The organism is Nonomuraea basaltis, assembly GCF_005893125.1.
GTDB classification, from domain to species: Bacteria; Actinomycetota; Actinomycetes; order Streptosporangiales; family Streptosporangiaceae; genus Nonomuraea; species Nonomuraea basaltis.
Genome location: NZ_VCJS01000090.1, coordinates 13,947 through 28,848 on the forward strand (window position 1 = coordinate 13,947; position 14,902 = coordinate 28,848).

General features: G+C 72.2%; 15 protein-coding genes and 1 riboswitch. Of the genes, 6 read left to right on the top strand and 9 right to left on the bottom strand.

Going from position 1 to position 14,902, the window contains the following annotated elements; translation table 11 throughout:
• Positions 1 to 31: 31 nt before the first annotated feature.
• From EJK15_RS34740 to EJK15_RS34750, 3 genes are read left to right on the top strand one after another with little or no spacing between them, the layout of a single operon-like run.
• Entirely contained in the window at positions 32 to 562 is a 531-nt protein-coding gene (locus EJK15_RS34740) for a uridine kinase family protein (protein ID WP_138714717.1), read from the top strand.
• Positions 563 to 604: 42 nt separating this feature from the next.
• Positions 605 to 1,126 carry an RNA polymerase sigma factor gene (locus tag EJK15_RS34745; RefSeq protein ID WP_240777402.1) on the top strand — a complete coding sequence of 174 codons (522 nt, stop codon included), beginning with the start codon at positions 605 to 607 and terminating at the stop codon, positions 1,124 to 1,126.
• Complete coding sequence (locus tag EJK15_RS34750) at positions 1,116 to 1,589, top strand: hypothetical protein (RefSeq protein ID WP_138714718.1); 474 nt, start codon at positions 1,116 to 1,118, stop codon at positions 1,587 to 1,589. The genes EJK15_RS34745 and EJK15_RS34750 overlap by 11 nt, the downstream gene beginning before the upstream one ends.
• Before the next feature lie 12 nt (positions 1,590 to 1,601).
• Here the strand turns inward: EJK15_RS34750 and EJK15_RS34755 are convergent, their stop codons facing one another.
• The 6 genes from EJK15_RS34755 to EJK15_RS71090 all read right to left on the bottom strand — a co-directional run bounded on the left by EJK15_RS34755 (position 1,602) and on the right by EJK15_RS71090 (position 8,349).
• Positions 1,602 to 2,279, bottom strand: coding sequence for a histidine phosphatase family protein (locus tag EJK15_RS34755; protein ID WP_206061264.1), 678 nt, complete (start codon positions 2,277 to 2,279; stop codon positions 1,602 to 1,604).
• 24 nt (positions 2,280 to 2,303) lie between these two features.
• The gene (locus EJK15_RS34760; protein WP_138714719.1) at positions 2,304 to 3,059 is read right to left on the bottom strand and encodes an ABC transporter ATP-binding protein; all 756 of its coding nucleotides are present in this window, start codon (positions 3,057 to 3,059) and stop codon (positions 2,304 to 2,306) included.
• Positions 3,056 to 3,943 carry an ABC transporter permease gene (locus tag EJK15_RS34765; protein WP_206061265.1) on the bottom strand — a complete coding sequence of 296 codons (888 nt, stop codon included), beginning with the start codon at positions 3,941 to 3,943 and terminating at the stop codon, positions 3,056 to 3,058. Before EJK15_RS34765 ends, EJK15_RS34760 begins: the two co-directional genes overlap by 4 nt.
• Positions 3,940 to 4,926: an ABC transporter substrate-binding protein gene (locus EJK15_RS34770; protein WP_138714720.1), complete on the bottom strand. Its 987-nt coding sequence runs from the start codon at positions 4,924 to 4,926 to the stop codon at positions 3,940 to 3,942. Before EJK15_RS34770 ends, EJK15_RS34765 begins: the two co-directional genes overlap by 4 nt.
• Positions 4,923 to 6,062, bottom strand: a complete 1,140-nt coding sequence (locus EJK15_RS34775) for an agmatinase family protein (RefSeq protein WP_138714721.1) — start codon at positions 6,060 to 6,062, stop codon at positions 4,923 to 4,925. The genes EJK15_RS34770 and EJK15_RS34775 overlap by 4 nt, the downstream gene beginning before the upstream one ends.
• A 51-nt stretch (positions 6,063 to 6,113) precedes the next feature.
• Positions 6,114 to 6,212, bottom strand: a riboswitch (guanidine-I (ykkC/yxkD leader).
• A 127-nt stretch (positions 6,213 to 6,339) separates the two neighbouring features.
• Entirely contained in the window at positions 6,340 to 8,349 is a 2,010-nt protein-coding gene (locus tag EJK15_RS71090) for a PQQ-binding-like beta-propeller repeat protein (protein WP_171074701.1), read from the bottom strand.
• A 195-nt stretch (positions 8,350 to 8,544) separates the two neighbouring features.
• On the opposite strand from EJK15_RS71090, the gene EJK15_RS34785 reads away from it, so the two are divergent.
• Both EJK15_RS34785 and EJK15_RS34790 read left to right on the top strand, forming a co-directional pair.
• Entirely contained in the window at positions 8,545 to 9,390 is an 846-nt protein-coding gene (locus EJK15_RS34785) for an amidohydrolase family protein (RefSeq protein ID WP_240777403.1), read from the top strand.
• Positions 9,390 to 10,148, top strand: a complete 759-nt coding sequence (locus EJK15_RS34790) for an amidohydrolase family protein (RefSeq protein ID WP_138714723.1) — start codon at positions 9,390 to 9,392, stop codon at positions 10,146 to 10,148. The genes EJK15_RS34785 and EJK15_RS34790 overlap by 1 nt, the downstream gene beginning before the upstream one ends.
• 14 nt (positions 10,149 to 10,162) lie before the next feature.
• Here EJK15_RS34790 and EJK15_RS34795 read toward each other — a convergent pair whose 3' ends face one another.
• Together EJK15_RS34795 and EJK15_RS34800 are read right to left on the bottom strand one after the other, a co-directional pair.
• Positions 10,163 to 11,104, bottom strand: a complete 942-nt coding sequence (locus EJK15_RS34795) for a dihydrodipicolinate synthase family protein (RefSeq protein WP_206061266.1) — start codon at positions 11,102 to 11,104, stop codon at positions 10,163 to 10,165.
• A 116-nt stretch (positions 11,105 to 11,220) separates the two neighbouring features.
• Positions 11,221 to 12,372: a DegT/DnrJ/EryC1/StrS family aminotransferase gene (locus tag EJK15_RS34800; RefSeq protein WP_138714724.1), complete on the bottom strand. Its 1,152-nt coding sequence runs from the start codon at positions 12,370 to 12,372 to the stop codon at positions 11,221 to 11,223.
• 38 nt (positions 12,373 to 12,410) lie between these two features.
• Here EJK15_RS34800 and EJK15_RS34805 point away from each other — a divergent pair, with 38 nt between their 5' ends.
• Positions 12,411 to 13,637: a hypothetical protein gene (locus EJK15_RS34805; RefSeq protein ID WP_420847117.1), complete on the top strand. Its 1,227-nt coding sequence runs from the start codon at positions 12,411 to 12,413 to the stop codon at positions 13,635 to 13,637.
• A gap of 171 nt (positions 13,638 to 13,808) precedes the next feature.
• Here the strand turns inward: EJK15_RS34805 and EJK15_RS34810 are convergent, their stop codons facing one another.
• Entirely contained in the window at positions 13,809 to 14,825 is a 1,017-nt protein-coding gene (locus tag EJK15_RS34810) for an NAD-dependent epimerase/dehydratase family protein (RefSeq protein WP_138714726.1), read from the bottom strand.
• Positions 14,826 to 14,902 lie beyond the last annotated feature (77 nt).

The window sequence follows — 14,902 nt, forward strand, 5'->3', positions numbered from 1 at the left end:
TTGCCCGTCCCCGTTCATCTACCCTGGGTCGGTGAATTCGCTGGCCGGCCGCATCAGGAACCTGCGGCCCTCGTGCGGTCCGGTCCGCCTGGTGGCCGTGGACGGGCCCGCGGGCGCGGGCAAGACGACGTACGCGGGGAAACTGGCGGCGGCCCTCGGCTGCCAGGTGATCCACAGCGACGACTTCCCCGTGCCGTGGGAGGAGGGCCCGGGCCGCTGGTTCCACGCGCTCGACGAGCAGGTGCTGCGTCCTCTCCAGCAAGGTCTTCCCGGAGGTTTCCGCAGGTACGACTGGGTGCGGGGCGAGTACGCCGAGCATGTCACCGTTCCCGTGGCGCCGGTCCTCGTCATCGAGGGCGTGGGCGTGGCCCGAGCCTCGGCGGCCCATCTGCCGGCGTTCACCGTCTGGTTGGAGGCCCCCGAGCCGGTGCGGCTGGCCCGCGTCCTGGAACGCGACGGGTCCGAGCTGGAGCCCCGGTGGCGGGAGTGGTTCGCGGCGGAGCGGGCGTGGTTCGCAGAGGACCGCACCAGGGACCGCGCCGATCTCATCGTTCAGACGTGAACCCGGCCACCCCGTCTCCCGACTGAGCAGGGTGACGGGAGGATGACGATGATCGATGAACTGCTGGTGGTGCGAGCCCAGCTGGGCGAGCACGCGGCGGTAACCCGGCTGGTACGCGAATGGCACGACCCGGTGTGGACGTACGTTCGGCGCATGCTCGACGCCGAGCGGGCCGACGACGTGACCCAGGAGGTCTGGCTGGCGGTGCTGCGCGGGCTGCCCAGGCTGCGCGAGCCCGCGAGGTTCGCGCCGTGGCTGTTCACCATCGCCAGGCGGGCGGTGACCGACCGGCTGCGGGCGGAGTACTCCCGGGCGGAGGGCGCGCAGGAGGCCGAGCCGGTCGTGGAGGACCCGGTCGAGGCCATGGTGGACCGCGCCGAGCTGCTCGCCGCGCTGGCGGAGCTGCCGGTGGCCGAGCGGGAGATCCTCGTCCTGCACTACCTGGAGGACCTGCCGGTGGAGGACTGCGCGCAGATCTGCGGCATCCCGGAGGGCACGGTCAAGTCCAGGCTCAGCCGGGCCCGTCGCCACCTGAGGGAAAGGGGAACGATCCATGAACGATGAGGAGCCTCGCGTGTCGGCGGAGGAGATGATCGCGCGGCTGGAGCCGGCGATGTCGCCGTGGAAGCGCGTGCGCGGCGTCGCGGCGCTGGTGGCGGGCGTGGCCGGGACGGTGTTCGTGAGCGCGCTGTGGTGGAGCGAGCCGGGGTCGCTTCCGGGCCGCACCCAGCTGGCCTTCGGGCTGTTCACCGCGTTCTGCCTGGCCTGGGCGTGCTACGGAGGCTGGCTGCTGACGCGCAGGGCGCCGCTGTTCGCGACCGATCGGGTGATCGCCGGCTGGCTCGCCCTGGCCGCGTCCGCCGCCACGACCGCTCTGGTGGTCGCGGTGGCCGCGCAGCCGGTGGCCGGGCTGGTGGGTGGGGGCACGTTCGTCGCGGTGTCGGCGGTGCTGACCGTACGCGCCCACGCTCGCCGCGCGGCGCTGCTGCGCCGCAAGCGGGAGCTGACCGGCGAGGGGGAGAGGTGATCGCGGCGAGCGTCACGGGCCGAGGTGGGCGACGTCGTTGAAGCGGACCAACTCGAACCGGGCGCCGCCGGTGCGCCAGACGGAGATGCTGGCGTTCAGCACCGGGGCGAATTCGAGCACGGCCGCCAGCTCCGGATCGGGGCTGCCCGCGATGACGTGGCGCAGCCCCAGCACCACCGAGTCGTGGGCGACGATCAGCACCCGCCGCCCGTCCGCCCGCCCGTCCAGGTCGCCGAGGAAGTCCCGGAGCCTGGTCACGACGTCCCCCAGGGACTCGCCGCCGGGCGGGCGGAAGGCGTAGGCGCCCGCGGCCTCGCGCCGCGCCACCTCCTCGGGGAACCGCTCCTTGATCGCGGCCAGGTTGTAGTGCGCGAACGCCCCCGACTCCTGGTCCCTGAGCCGCTCGTCCACGGTGACCGGGAGCGGATCGACGCCCCACGCCTGCTGGGCGAGCTCCCAGGTGTCGAGCGCGCGCAGGTAGGGCGAGCACCACACCAGCTCGGGCACCTCCCCGGCGGGCAGCGACGCCAGCAGCCGGCCGAGCGCCGTCGCCTGCGTCCTGCCCAGCCCGGTCAGCGTCACCTCGTCGTCGCCGCGCTCGTAGACCAGCGGCGTCTCGCCCGCCTGCCGGAGGGCGAGGTTTCGCTCGCTCTCGCCGTGTCGTACCGCCATGATCAGTGAGGGTCTCATGCGGCCATCTTCACATGCGGATCTTCACTTGCGAGCGCTCGCATGCCCCCTGACGAGGTCCTCGACCCGCGCCCGGAGTGCCAGGAACTCGGGGGTCCGTTTGAGGCCGAGCTCCCGGTGGTCAGCGAGGGGCACCGGAAGCTCGGCCGCCACCCGGCCGGGGTCGGACGTGAGGACGATCACGCGCCGCCCGAGCAGCACGGCCTCCTCGACGTCATGGGTGACCATGAGCACGGTCGCGCGGGTGTCCCGCCACACCTGGTGCAGGAAGACCTGCATGTCCTCCTTGGTCTGGACGTCGAGCGCGCCGAACGGCTCGTCGAGCAGCAGCACGGACGGCTCGCAGGCCAGCGCGCGGGCGATCGCCACCCGCTGCCGCTGGCCGCCCGACAGCTGCCTGGGCAGGGCGTGGGCGAGCGGCAGCAGGCCCACCTCGGACAGGTACCACTCGACCCGGCGCGCGCGCTCGGCGGCGGGCAGGGGCATCAGCCGCAGGCCGAACCCGACGTTCTCGGCGACCGTGAGGTACGGGAACAGCGCCCCCGACTGGAACACCAGCCCGCGCTCGGGCCCGGGTCCGATCACGGGTTCGCCGTCGAGCTCGATCGCACCGCCGCTGATCGGCTCCAGCCCGGCGATCATGCTGAGCAGCGTGGACTTGCCGGAGCCGCTGGCGCCCACCATGCACACGAAGTCGCCGCGCATCACTTCCAGGCCGATCCCGTCGAGCACCCGGTGGCCGCCGTAGTCCTTGACGACGTCGCGCAGCACGAGCGTCATCCCGCCCACCTCCCCACCCTTGACCGGGTCAGCCGCAGTCCGACGTCGATGGCCAGGCCGATGACGCCGATCACGACGAGCACCGCGAAGATCCGGTCGGTCTGGAGGAAGCGCTGGGCGCGGACGATGCGGTAGCCGAGCCCGGACTCGGCGGCGATCAGCTCGGCGACGACCACGAAGTTCCACGCGGCGGCCGCGTTGACGCGCATCGCGTCGAGCATGCCCGGCAGCGCGTACGGCCAGACGACCTTGCGCAGCACCTCGCCGCCGGTCGCGCCGAGCGTGGCGGCGGCCTTGCGCAGCTCGCCCGGCACGGTACGGACCGCGTCGGCGGTCATGAGCGTGTTGAAGAACACCACGCCGATGACCAGGATCGCGATCTTGGACGGCTCGCCGAGGCCGAGCCAGATGATCAGCAGCGGGATGAACGCGGAGGCCGGCATGTACCTCAGCAGCCCGATCACCGGCTCCAGCAGTGCCAGGGCGACCTGGGACGTCCCCATGGCCATCCCGAGCGGCACCGAGATCGCCACCGCCAGGCCGAACCCCGCGCCCACCCTGCCCAGGCTGGCGGCGGCGTCCGACAGGAGCTGCCCGCTCGCCGCCATCTCCGCGAACGCCTGCGCCACGGCGGCGGGCGAGGGCAGGAACGTGGGGTCCACGACGCCGACGGAGCTGACCACCGCCCAGAGCGTCAGCGGCCCGAGCACCGCCACGGCCCGCAATCCCCACCGGGCCCGCGCGGACAAGGCCTGCCTGCGCGGCCGGCCACGCGGGGCACGCTTGGGCAGCGCCGGCCAGTCGGCGCGGTCCCCTGCCCGCCGTCCGATCGCCGGCTCCGCACCCATCGTCCGGGCCGCGGCGGCGCGGGCCGGGCCCGTCACGATGGCGCTCCCTGGACGAAGCGGCCGTCCAGGAGGCCGTCCAGCGGCGGTTCCTCGTCGGCGAGGCCGGATTCGGTGAGGAAGGTCGCGATCTCCTTGGCCTGCTTCTCCAGGCTCCCGGAGCTGAACGCCTCCAGGTTGTCGGCCAGGGAGAAGATCGTGGTCCCGGCGTCGTAGTCGGCGTAGTCCTGTTCACTCACCCCCGCCCGCTTCGCCATGATCGTACGGGCCTCCGCCTTGTTCGCCCCGATCCAGGCCAGCGTGTCGAACCAGGTCTTCACCAGTCCCTGCACGGCCTCGGGCCGGTCGGAGGCGAGCGAGCGCGACACGACGAGATGGTCAGGAATGGCCCCGGGGAAGTCCTTGGAGGTCGCGATGGCCGTGGCGCCGGGCAGCTCCAGCGCGGTCGTCGTGAACGGCGCGAACACCCCGACCGCGTCCACCTGCCCCGCCTTGAACGCGGCCGCCGCCGCGTCCGTGGGCAGCGGCTTGAACGTGATGTCGGCCGGCGTGAGCCCAGCCTTGCGCAGGGCGAGCAGCAGCAGGTAGTGGTCCACGGTCCCCTGCTCGGCGGCGACCGCCTTGCCCTTGAGCTGCGCCACCGACGTGATCCCGGGTCTGGCGATGATCTGGTCGTTGCCGGTGGAGTTGTCGTTCACCAGCACGACCGTCTGCTTGGCGCCACCGGAGATCGAGGCGAGCGTGTCGTTCAGGGTCTGGCTGTTGGCGTCGATGTTCCCGGTGGCCAGGGCGGTGAGGCTGTCGGTGTAGCTGTCGAAGTACTTCAGCTCGACCTCCACCCCGTTCTTGGCGAACAGCCCCTTCTCCTGGGCGATCTGCCACGGGAACCAGCCGGGCCAGGCGGAGAAGCCGAGGGTGACGGGCTTGCCGGCGGAGCCGGTGGCGGCGGGCGTGGACGGGGTTCCCCCGGAGCAGGCCGTGCAGAGGGCCAGCAGGGCGGCGATCAGAAGCCGGCGGGTCATGACGCGGCCTCCTTCCTCTTCGACGGCAGGTGGCCGGAGCGGACCAGGCAGCCGAGTGTGTCGCAGATGACGCGGGTGGCGATCAGGGAGGTGATGTCGGCGTTGTCGTACGGTGGGCTGCATTCGACCACCTCGATGCCGGCCAGCGGCGCGGCGTCGGCGATGATCTGGATGAACTTGAGCACCTCGCGCGGCAGGAACCCGCCGGGCTCGGGCCAGCCGGTGCCCGGCACGAACGCGGCGTCCAGGCAGTCCACGTCGAACGACAGCCACACGGCCTCCGCGTTGCGCCAGGCCACCTCGAGCGCCCGCTCGGCGGCGGCCTCGATGCCCATCTCGACGCAGTCCGTGACCGTCATGATCGTGGTGCCGCGCTCGCGCCCCACTTTCACGCCGGGCCGGGGCGCCTGCCAGCCGCCGATGCCGATCTGCACCAGGTTCTCCGGGGGCACGTTCGGGAGGTCGGTGGCGTGGAACCACGGCGTCGTGTGCATGCGCTCGTCGAGGTCGGTCTCCTGGGTGTCGACGTGCCGGTCGAAGTGGATGATCCCGAGGTTGCCGGACAGGTGCTCGGCGACGCCGCGCACCGTGGGATAGCCGATCGAGTGGTCGCCGCCCAGGACGACGGGGAACGCGCCGCTGGCGTACACGTGGGACACGGCCTTGGAGATCTGGTCGAAGGTCTTCTCGATGTTGCCGGGGATCGTGAAGATGTCGCCGAGGTCGGCGATCGTGATCGACTCGCGCAGGTCCACGCCCAGCTCGAAGCTGTAGGGGCCGTACAGGGCGGAGATCCGGCGCATGCCCTGCGGCCCGAACCGGGTGCCGGGGCGGTAGGTGGTGCCGCCGTCGAACGGGGCGCCGAGCACGGCCACGTCGTAGTCGCCGCACGTGCGCACGTCCTCGACGTACGGGGCCTTGAGGAAGGTGTTGATGCCCGCGAAGTGGGGCAGCTCTCCGCGCGAGAAGGTCGGGATGCGCCGGTCCACGATGGAGTCGGCGCCCTGCAGGCCCAGCTCCAGCGCGCGGGCCACCTCGCGGTCCCAGGCGGTGGTGGGCAGCTCGGCCTCGCGCTCGACGGCGAAGCGGGCCTCGGGTCCGTAGTCCTCGTGGAGCTTGCGGGGGTGCCAATGCATTCGAGCTCCGGATGATCGTTGCCCGGCCGGAAGGCAGCCAAGCGGTGGCTGACCTCCCGGGCTTTTGTCCCGCCGTGGAGCGGCCCAAGGCCGCCTGCACCTCTTGGACCAGGCCCGGTGGAATCCGGCGGAACCCTAGATGCGCCTCACGCTGTCGGTGAGTCCCCTTCAGTGGACTGCCGACCTGTTTCGCCGCCGTGAACAACACGTTCCAGTTCGCTTACCGCGCCCGCGACGCCGAGCACCTCCCACCCGGTTGCTTCGAGAACTTCTCCACCTACCGGCTCTGCTGATACCGGTACAACCGGGGCCCTTCCGCGAAGTAGACGTCTCCCGACCTGTGCACCGCGAGCTGGTGCACAGGTCCCTGCCTGAGCACGGCATGCCGCCCGGTCAGCAGGTTCAGTGAGAACACCTCCCTGCCCGCGTGCGCCCCGTAGAGCTGGTGGTCACGTGGGTTGAGCGCCAGCTGCCCGCTCGCGCTCCTGCTGTCCGACAGCGTCACTCGCTTGATCACCTTGCGGGCGTGGGTGCCGACGGCGAACACCTCTCCGCCCGCGATGCCCCACAGCCTCCCCAGCGAGTCGAAGGCGAGCGCCGGGATCGCGGGCTTGCCGGGGGCGGGGACCATCTCCCAGAGCAGCCTGTTCTCCCGTACCGACCAGGCGAACAGCTTGGCCTCCGGCTGGGTGGGCGGGGTGGCGGACTGGCCGCTGTAGATCGAGGTGCCGCCGTAGACGACGCCGTCGCGGTAGGCGAGCGAGACGATGGACTGATCCTTGATCACGTTGCGCTCGGCATGCTTCAGCGTCCCGGCCTTCGTGTCCCAGATGGCCAGGACGCCGCCGAGGTGACCGAGGTCGGGCATGGTGCCGACGGCGAGATAGCGGCCGGCGGAGACCATGGCCCTGGGCCTGATCTGCTTGTCGGCGGCGAAGTCGAACAGCCTGGCCGGATTGGGCGCGGGCCCCGGTTCGGGGCTGGGCGAGTACTCGGTGCTGTTCCACGGCAGCCCCGGGTCGTAGGAATAGGTCCTGGCCTCCGGATAGGCGCCGATGTAGAGCTTGCCGTCGTGCGTGACCATGTCCTCGCTCTGCGAGAACGTGTGGAACTCCGCGACCTTGCCGGTCCCGGGGTCCAGCGCGGCGAAGCCGCCGTTGAGGAAGCCGCCGGCGTACATGCGCCGGTCGGGCCCCTCCGACAGGGCCGTGACGTCGATCGGCTCGCCCTTGATCCCCGACTGGACGAACGACTTGGCGCCGGTCTGCGGATTGTAGCGGAACATCATGCCGCGCCAGAGCAGGCCGACGATGCTTTTGCCGGGGTAGTCGGGCAGCCCGAGCTCGGCCCAGCCGATGCCCCGGGTGTTCGCCACCCGGCCGGTGATCGGCACGCCGGTGGGCGTCGTGGTACGGCTGCGCGGGTCGTAGCGGACCAGCTCACCGCCCTTGACGAGGTAGACCCGCCCCTCCTCGTCCGGCGGCGAGACGTCCAGGCCGTGTGCCGGATCGATCTTGTCGGCCCACTGGCCCGCCGCGATGTCCCACACGTGGAGAGGCCCGGGGCTCGCCGCGCCGTAGCGCACAAAGAGGAAGCCCGCGGCCACGTTCACGTCGTAGGCCCATTTGCCCGTCGGGTCCAGGCCCTCCGGCGTGGGCAGCCGCTTGATCGCACCGCTGGCGGCGTCGATCTCGAAGACGGCGGCGGGAGCCTCCGTGCCGGCGTAGATCTTGCCGCCCGCGTAGGAGACGCTGCGGATGTAGGCGTGCGACGGGGAGATCTTGCCGTAGTCGCGCACGCCCGAAGCCGGGTCGTAGCCGAACAGCCGGCCGCCCGGCGAGGTGCCGCCGTAGACCGTGGCGCCCTCGCCCGCGGCCACGGACCAGATGAAGTCCTCCGACGCGAGCGGGCGGCCGACGTCCTTGACGCCGTCCTGCTCGGTCCAGCGGAACAGGTGCGCGCCGCCGTACGCGCCCGCGTACACGCTGCCGTCGGGAGTGGCGTCCACCGCCCACGATCCGGGCGCGCCCGGCAGGTCGAAGCGGCCCACCTCGGCCCCGGTCGCCGGATCGACCGCGTTGAGGTGCGCGGGTGCGCCGGAGGAGGCCGCCCAGAGCACGGTCTTGCCGCCGGGACCGGGCGCGACCGTGCCGCCGAGCAAGAGCACGTCCTGCAGGGGGACGCCCAGCTCGGTGATCGCGCCCTGGTCCGCGCTCGCCGGCGGAGCCACGGCCGGCACGAGGGTCATCGCCAACCCGGCGATGAGTAATTTTCTAATTAAGGCCATGACCGTAATCTAGAAACCCGTAGAGCCTGCGTCAAGACATGCATTACGGTCTTATCCGAATCTAAGACACCGCGAGGTCACGAAGTGACGGCCGAGAGAGATCGGAGCATAGGCGCACCTCGCGTTCCTTGCTGATCAATTTTGGCCCAGACCGTAACCTTATGTGCGCTGTTCGTCAATGGCATGATGGCCGGCATGGCGATTAAGGATGGGGCCGGTATTCCTTTCGACGCTTGGCGGCTGGTGGGCGGGCTGGAGGTGGCGCTCGACGTGGACGTGCTGTTCGGGGCGTACCCGGACCGCGACGGGCCGCCCGGCACCCCCGATTCGGTGCTCGCGCTGCTGAGCCGCCACCGCATCCGGGCGGCGGCGGTGGCGAACCTGCGGGCGGCGCTGTTCGATGTCCGGTCGGGCAACGACGAGTTGCTCGCGCCGGCCTCCCCGCCTCCCGCGACCGGCGCAGGCACTGCGACGGCGGTTCCCGTGAGCGGCGCATCCCCGCCGGAGGTCGTTCCCGTGGGCGCCGTGGACCTGCGCGACCCGATCGGCGCGGCCCGCGAGCTGGACCGGCTGGCGGCGGCGGGCGTCAGAGCCGTCCGGTTGTTCCCCGACGAGCAGGGCGTGGAGGCGGGATTCCCGTCCGTCCGGCACGTCGCCCGGCAGGCGGCACGGCTCGGGCTGGCGGTGCTCACCGGCGGTGACGTGCGCAGATTCTGGCAGCCCTTCGCCGGGCTCGGCGCCACCGTGGTCTTCCTCGACACGCACTTCTACCACCTGGGCGACTTCCTGGTCGCCGCCGCGGACGAGCCGGGCTTCCACACCTCCACCCGCCTGCTCAACTCCCCCGACGCACTGGAGCTCGCCGTCGCCGAGCTCGGCGCGGACCGCCTGCTGTACGGCTCGCGCACCCCCCACTACGAGCCCCTCGTCCCCCTTCTGCGCCTGGCCACCAGCGGCCTGAAGCCGGCGGAGATCGCCGCCGTGGCGGGCGGCAACGCGAGCAGGCTCCTGTCATCCGAGTCCACGAGGAGGCCGCTGTAGTGATCATCGACGTGCACGCCCACTGGGGACCGTGGTTCTTCACCATGGACGTGGCCGAGGCCAATCTGGCCACCATGGACCGCTACGGCATCGACCAGGCGATCGTCTCGGCCACCGAGTCCGTCATCTACGACGCGCCCGCGGGCAACCGCGCCCTGGCCTCATACCTGGAGACGCAGGACCGCCTCCTCGGCTACGTCACGGTCAACCCGCGCCGTCTGCGCGAGGCGGAGGAGGACCTGCGGGCGTACCTGCCGGGCGGCAGGTTCGTCGGCGTCAAGATCCACACCGACTACACGGGCTCGCCGATCGCCTCGCCCCAGCTCCGCGAGGCGCTGACGCTGGTCGCCGGGACCGGCCGTCCGGCGCTCGTGCACACCTGGGGCACCTCGGTGCTCGACCTGGCCGGTCTCTGCCTGGACATCCCGGGCCTGCGGGTGATCGCCGGGCACATGGGCGCGGACGGGTTCAGGCACGCGATCGAGGCCGCCGGCGCCTGCGACCGCCTCTACCTGGAGCCCTGCTGGTCGCACGCCCCGGCGGGCCGCATCGCCGAGGTGGTCGCGGGCGTGGACCCGGGCCGGCTCCTCTTCGGCACCGACGCGACCCTGATCGATCCGTCGTCGGCGTTCGGGGCGGTCGCGGCGGCGGACCTCGACGGCGAGACCGCGGAACGGATCGCCTGGCGCAACGCCGCGGACCTCTTCCAGATCCAGCCGCGATCCTGCCGGACCTCGGATCCGGGCCGCAGACTCTAGATCCGGCCGTCGCATCACCGGCCGATGGCCCCGGCGGCGACCACTGCGGCCCGCTCCTCCTCCGGCAGGGGCGGGCCGTAGGGGTCGTGGGCGTGCGACTCCGGGACACGGCCCTCGGCCGCGGCCAGCCACAGCATGCGCCGCACGTAGCCCTCCATGGGCTCGGTGAACGTGGCCCGCGCCAGCCTGTCGAGCCGCCCGGACGCCTCCTCGAACGCGCGCAGGCCGGATCCCCTGAACGCCTCCAGGACGGCGGCCGTCACGCCCACGCTCGCCGCCGCGATCCCGACCAGGGCCGCCTCGGCGCCCCACAGCAGGGACGGGCCGAACATGCGGTCCTCGCCGGTGATCGCCAGCCTGCCCGCCTCCTTGGTGAGCCGGATGGCGCGCTGGCAGCCCATCGCGTCCGACAGCAGCGCCGTCTTGAGCCCGGCCACGCCGGGGTGCTCGAGGAGCTTGCGCATCGTCTCCGCCGGGCACGGGCGCGTGTAGAGGTCGAAGGCGATCATCGGCAGCCGGGCCGCCCGCCACACCTCCTCGTGCAGCGCCACCCGGTCGCCTTCCGACGGGAACACCAGCACTCCGTCCGCGCCCAGCTCGGCGGCCACCCGGGCCTGCTCCGCCACCTCAGCGGGTGACGCGGCCTCGGCGGGTGACGCCACCTCGACGGGGGCAGTGGCGGGCGGTCGCACACCGCCGCCCACGCCGACCAGGACCGGCACGCCCAGGGCGACGGCACGCTCGATGACGGCGGCGCGAGTGTGCGGCGCGAGGAACGGGCCGCGCCCCGTGTGGGCGAGGACAGCCAGGCCGGTGGCGCCGTCGGCCACCAGACCGGCGAAATAGCGCGCGACCACGTCGAGGTCCACCTCGCCGGTCGCCGTCATGGGGGTGGCCGCGGCGGCGATCAGCCCGCCCCGGAGCCGATCCCGGAGGTTCTGTGCCGAAATATCCACCCGAGAGAGCCTACCGCTGCTCTCTTCATCGGCGGCTTCCTTTCGACTGATACCGGCCGCGACCGAAACCTGGTCAAGCGGGTCTTGGCGGGTCAAGAGCTGATGCTTGAATGTAACTACGATCGAGCCCGAAATTTCATCATTTCCTGGGCGATCAGGTCGACGTGATCGCCGGTGTAGTTCTCGTTCCAGTCGATGATCAGCAGGGTACGGTCCACCAGGCGCTCGGCCTCCGGGCAGGCGTTCGGCGCGTAGCCGTCGAGGGGGTAGCGGGAGGCGCCGTAGACGGCCGCCTCCCACACCGGCGCCCTGTTCAGCGGCTCGGCGAGATACCCCGCCCGCGCGGGGATCCCGGCCGCCGCCAGGTGCGCGGCCAGCTCGGGCGCATCGCCGTCCGGGCACACGACCGGAAAGAGCCACCAGGCGTGGCCCTCCGGGCGCGGCAACCGTACCCCGGGGAGATCACGCAGGGCTTCGAGCAGCCGCGCGGCGGTGCGGCGGCGCGCGGCGACCACGCCGGGGAGCTTGGCGAGCTGGGCGCGCGCCACGGCGGCCTGGAGCTCGGTCATGCGGTAGTTGAGCCCGAAGGCGGCGTGCGACCGCCCGGCCGCGCGGTCCCAGCCCTTGTCGGAGAAGAGCCGCATCCGCCCGGCCAGCCCGTCGTCGTCGGTGATCGCCACCCCGCCGTCGCCGCAGGTGATGTGCTTCCACTGCTGCAGGCTCAGGCACCCCACCTGGCCCACCGTCCCCGCGAGCCGGCCACCGGGCAGCTCGGCCAGCCACGCCTGCGCGCAGTCCTCGATCAGCACCAGGCCGTGCTCGTCGGCGAGCGCGCGCAGCTCGTGGACCCTGGCGGGCGCGCCGAACAGGTGGACCGCCATGATCGCCTTCGTCCGCGGGCCGATCAGCCCGGCCACGGCCGCCGGATCGAGATTGCCGTCGGAGGCGTCCACGTCGGCGAAGACAGGAACGGCGTTCTGCGCCAAGATGGGGGCCACGGTCCCGAAGTCCGTGATCGGTGTCGTGATGATCTCGTCTCCCGGGTCGGGCGCGGCCGCGACGACCGACAGATGGAGGGCCGCGGTGCCGGAGCTGCAGGTGATCGCGTGGCGGGAGCCGTACACCTGCGCGATCTCGCGCTCCAGCGCCCGCGCCTCGGTGCCCCAGACGGAGTTGAGCATGCCCGAGCGGATCACCCGCTCGGCGGCGGCCACCTCCTCGTCGCCGAGGGTGCGGCCGTCCGCTTCTGCCATGGAGGGGAACTTCACGGGGCACCTCACAGGATATAATTGCGGTCTTGACCGAAATGAGCGAGAGGGATGCGCGGGTGGGAATCGTCATCGGGATCGTCGGACCGCACGATCTGGTCGACGACGTCGCGGCCGTCTGCGAGGAGCAGCCGGGTGTCAGCGCGCTGCGCCTCGACTACGACCATGAGTCGCAGGCGCCCTCGATCGCCGAGGCGCACGCCGCCTCCGTCGAAGGGTGGCTGTTCACCGGCATCGTGCCGTACATGATCGCCCGCGACGCCGAGGCGCTCACCCGTCCGGCCGCGTTCGTCGACTACTCGGGCGCGACGCTGCTCAACGCCCTGGTACGCCTCCAGCACCAAGGCCACGACGTCACCCGGCTGTCGATCGACACGTTGTCGGCCGCCGACGTCAACGCCACGTTCGCCGAGGCCGGGCTGCCGACCGGCGAGCTGCGCACGCTCCCGTACCGGCCGGAGATGACCTCCAAGAAGGCGATCGCCTTCCACAGGAAGGGGCCCGCGCACGCGGTGATCACCTGCCTGAGCTCCGTGCACGAGGCGCTCCGCGACGAGCTGCACGTGCTGCGCCTGGCGCCCTCCGTCCACTCCGTACGGGTGGCGTTGCGCCAGCTCCTGCTGACCGCCGAGGGGCAGGCGCAGGAGGACGCGCAGATCGCGCTCGGGCTCATCGAGGTGGCCAACGAGGAAGGGCTGCTGCGTGAGGCCACGGCGCTGGGCGGCACGCTGGCGGCCTTCCGCGGCGGCACCCACCTGCTGGTGACGACCCGCGGCCCGCTGCATGACGCCACGGGCGGCTTCACGGGGCTGCCCATGCTGGGGCGGCTGGCCGGCCAGAACGACGTCGTACGCGTCGGGTTCGGCCTGGGCCGCAGCGCGGCGGAGGCGGAGAGCCTGGCTCGCCGCGCCCTGGCCAGGGCCCGGCGGATCGGCGAGGTCGCCGCGGTCCTGTCGCTGCGGGCGGACACGGACATCGTCCTGGAGTCGGTGACGACCGCGCCGGTGGGCCGCCAGAACCTGTCGGTGATCGCCCGCCGGGTCGGCCTGTCGGTGCCCACGCTGGAGAAGCTGCTGGAGGCGCGGGCCGCCGCGGGCGACGAGCCGCTGACGACGCGCGAGATCGCCGACCGGCTGGCCGTCCAGCAGCGCACGGCCCGCCGCATGCTGCACCGCCTGGAACTGGCCGGGCTGGCGGAGCGCACGGGCAACCTCACCAGCGGCTCCAGCGGCCGCCCGCTGACCCTCTACCGCCTCACCCTCTGACCGGCCGCCCCAGGCCTGCGCCGGGATCACCAGACCGCGCCGGAACAGGTCGCGCACGGACGTCTGCGCCTCTGGAGCCGTGCTGAGCACGTGAGGCCCCCCTTTCGTTGGATGGCCCGCGGCCCATGAGACGGCTCACGGGCCATGAGACGCCTGAAACGGCCTCGCGGGTCAGAAGCGCCCGTCACGGCGCTCGAACTTCGTCGGCTTGCCGAGCAGCGGCCCGCCGTCCGCCACCCACCGCGCGGTGTGCTCGATGAGCTCGGCGGGGGTGAGCTCCGGGTAGCCGAACAGCCGGTGGCAGCGCCCCGCGTTGGACAGCAGCGCGGTCGGCGCCTCCTCTCCGGTGAACACCGGCTCCTTGCCGAGCGCCGCGCCGAGGGCCAGCGCGGCCTGCCGTACCGAGATCAGCTCGGGACCCGTCACGTTCAGGACGTACGGCGGCGTGCCCGCCAGCGCCAGCGACCGGAGCGTGACCTCGTTGGCGTATCCCTGCCAGACCACGTTCACCTGCCCCGTCGCCAGGTCGATGGGCTCGCCCGCCAGGACCTTCTGCGCCAGGTCGACGAGCACGCCGTAGCGCAGCTCGACCGCGTAGTTGAGGCGGATCAGCGACATCGGCGTGCCGTACGTCTCGGAGAAGTGCGTCAGCACGCGCTCGCGGCCCAGGCAGCTCATCGCGTAGTCGCCCACGGGCCCCACCGGCGAGTCCTCGGTGCTGCCGCCGCTGGTGACGGGGACGAGCGGATAGACGTTCCCGGTGGACAGTGCGGCGATCCTGCTGTCCCTGAACCGGTCGGCGACCCGCCCGGGCAGGTAAGCGTTGGTGAACCAGGTGGCGTGCTCGCGCCCCTGCGTGCCGAACTTGGCGCCGACCAGGAAGACGACGTTCGGCGCGTCGGGCAGGTCGCGCGGCGCCTCTTCGCCGGCCACGTCGGCGGACACCACCGTGGCGCCCTCCTCGGTGAGCGCCTGGGCGAGCCCCGGCTCGGAGAAACGGGACACGGCGATGACCCGCCGGTCGTGCCCGGCGGCCCTGGTGGCGTTGAGCGCCAGCCGCACCAGGCTCGGCCCCAGCTTGCCGCCGGCGCCCAGGATCAGGATGTCGCCGTCGAGCCTGCTCAGATCGTCCACGAGCCCGGCGCTCGGCCGCGCCAGCCGCTCCTCGAGTTCCGCTGTCGTCCGCACGCGGGTCTCTCCTCCGTCAGCCAGTTACGGTCCAGACCGTAACTGGCGCGCACTTCGGCTGTCAACGGGTACGCCCC

Bases quoted from the DNA above. Each gene is read 5' to 3' on its own strand.
- EJK15_RS34745 (WP_240777402.1), top strand. From the start codon at position 605: ATGACGATGATCGATGAACTGCTGGTGGTGCGAGCCCAGCTGGGCGAG.
- EJK15_RS34750 (WP_138714718.1), top strand. From the start codon at position 1,116: ATGAACGATGAGGAGCCTCGCGTGTCGGCGGAGGAGATGATCGCGCGG.
- EJK15_RS34755 (WP_206061264.1), bottom strand. From the start codon at position 2,279: ATGAGACCCTCACTGATCATGGCGGTACGACACGGCGAGAGCGAGCGA.
- EJK15_RS34760 (WP_138714719.1), bottom strand. From the start codon at position 3,059: ATGACGCTCGTGCTGCGCGACGTCGTCAAGGACTACGGCGGCCACCGG.
- EJK15_RS34770 (WP_138714720.1), bottom strand. From the start codon at position 4,926: ATGACCCGCCGGCTTCTGATCGCCGCCCTGCTGGCCCTCTGCACGGCC.
- EJK15_RS34775 (WP_138714721.1), bottom strand. From the start codon at position 6,062: ATGCATTGGCACCCCCGCAAGCTCCACGAGGACTACGGACCCGAGGCC.
- EJK15_RS71090 (WP_171074701.1), bottom strand. From the start codon at position 8,349: ATGGCCTTAATTAGAAAATTACTCATCGCCGGGTTGGCGATGACCCTC.
- EJK15_RS34785 (WP_240777403.1), top strand. From the start codon at position 8,545: ATGGCGATTAAGGATGGGGCCGGTATTCCTTTCGACGCTTGGCGGCTG.
- EJK15_RS34805 (WP_420847117.1), top strand. From the start codon at position 12,411: ATGAGCGAGAGGGATGCGCGGGTGGGAATCGTCATCGGGATCGTCGGA.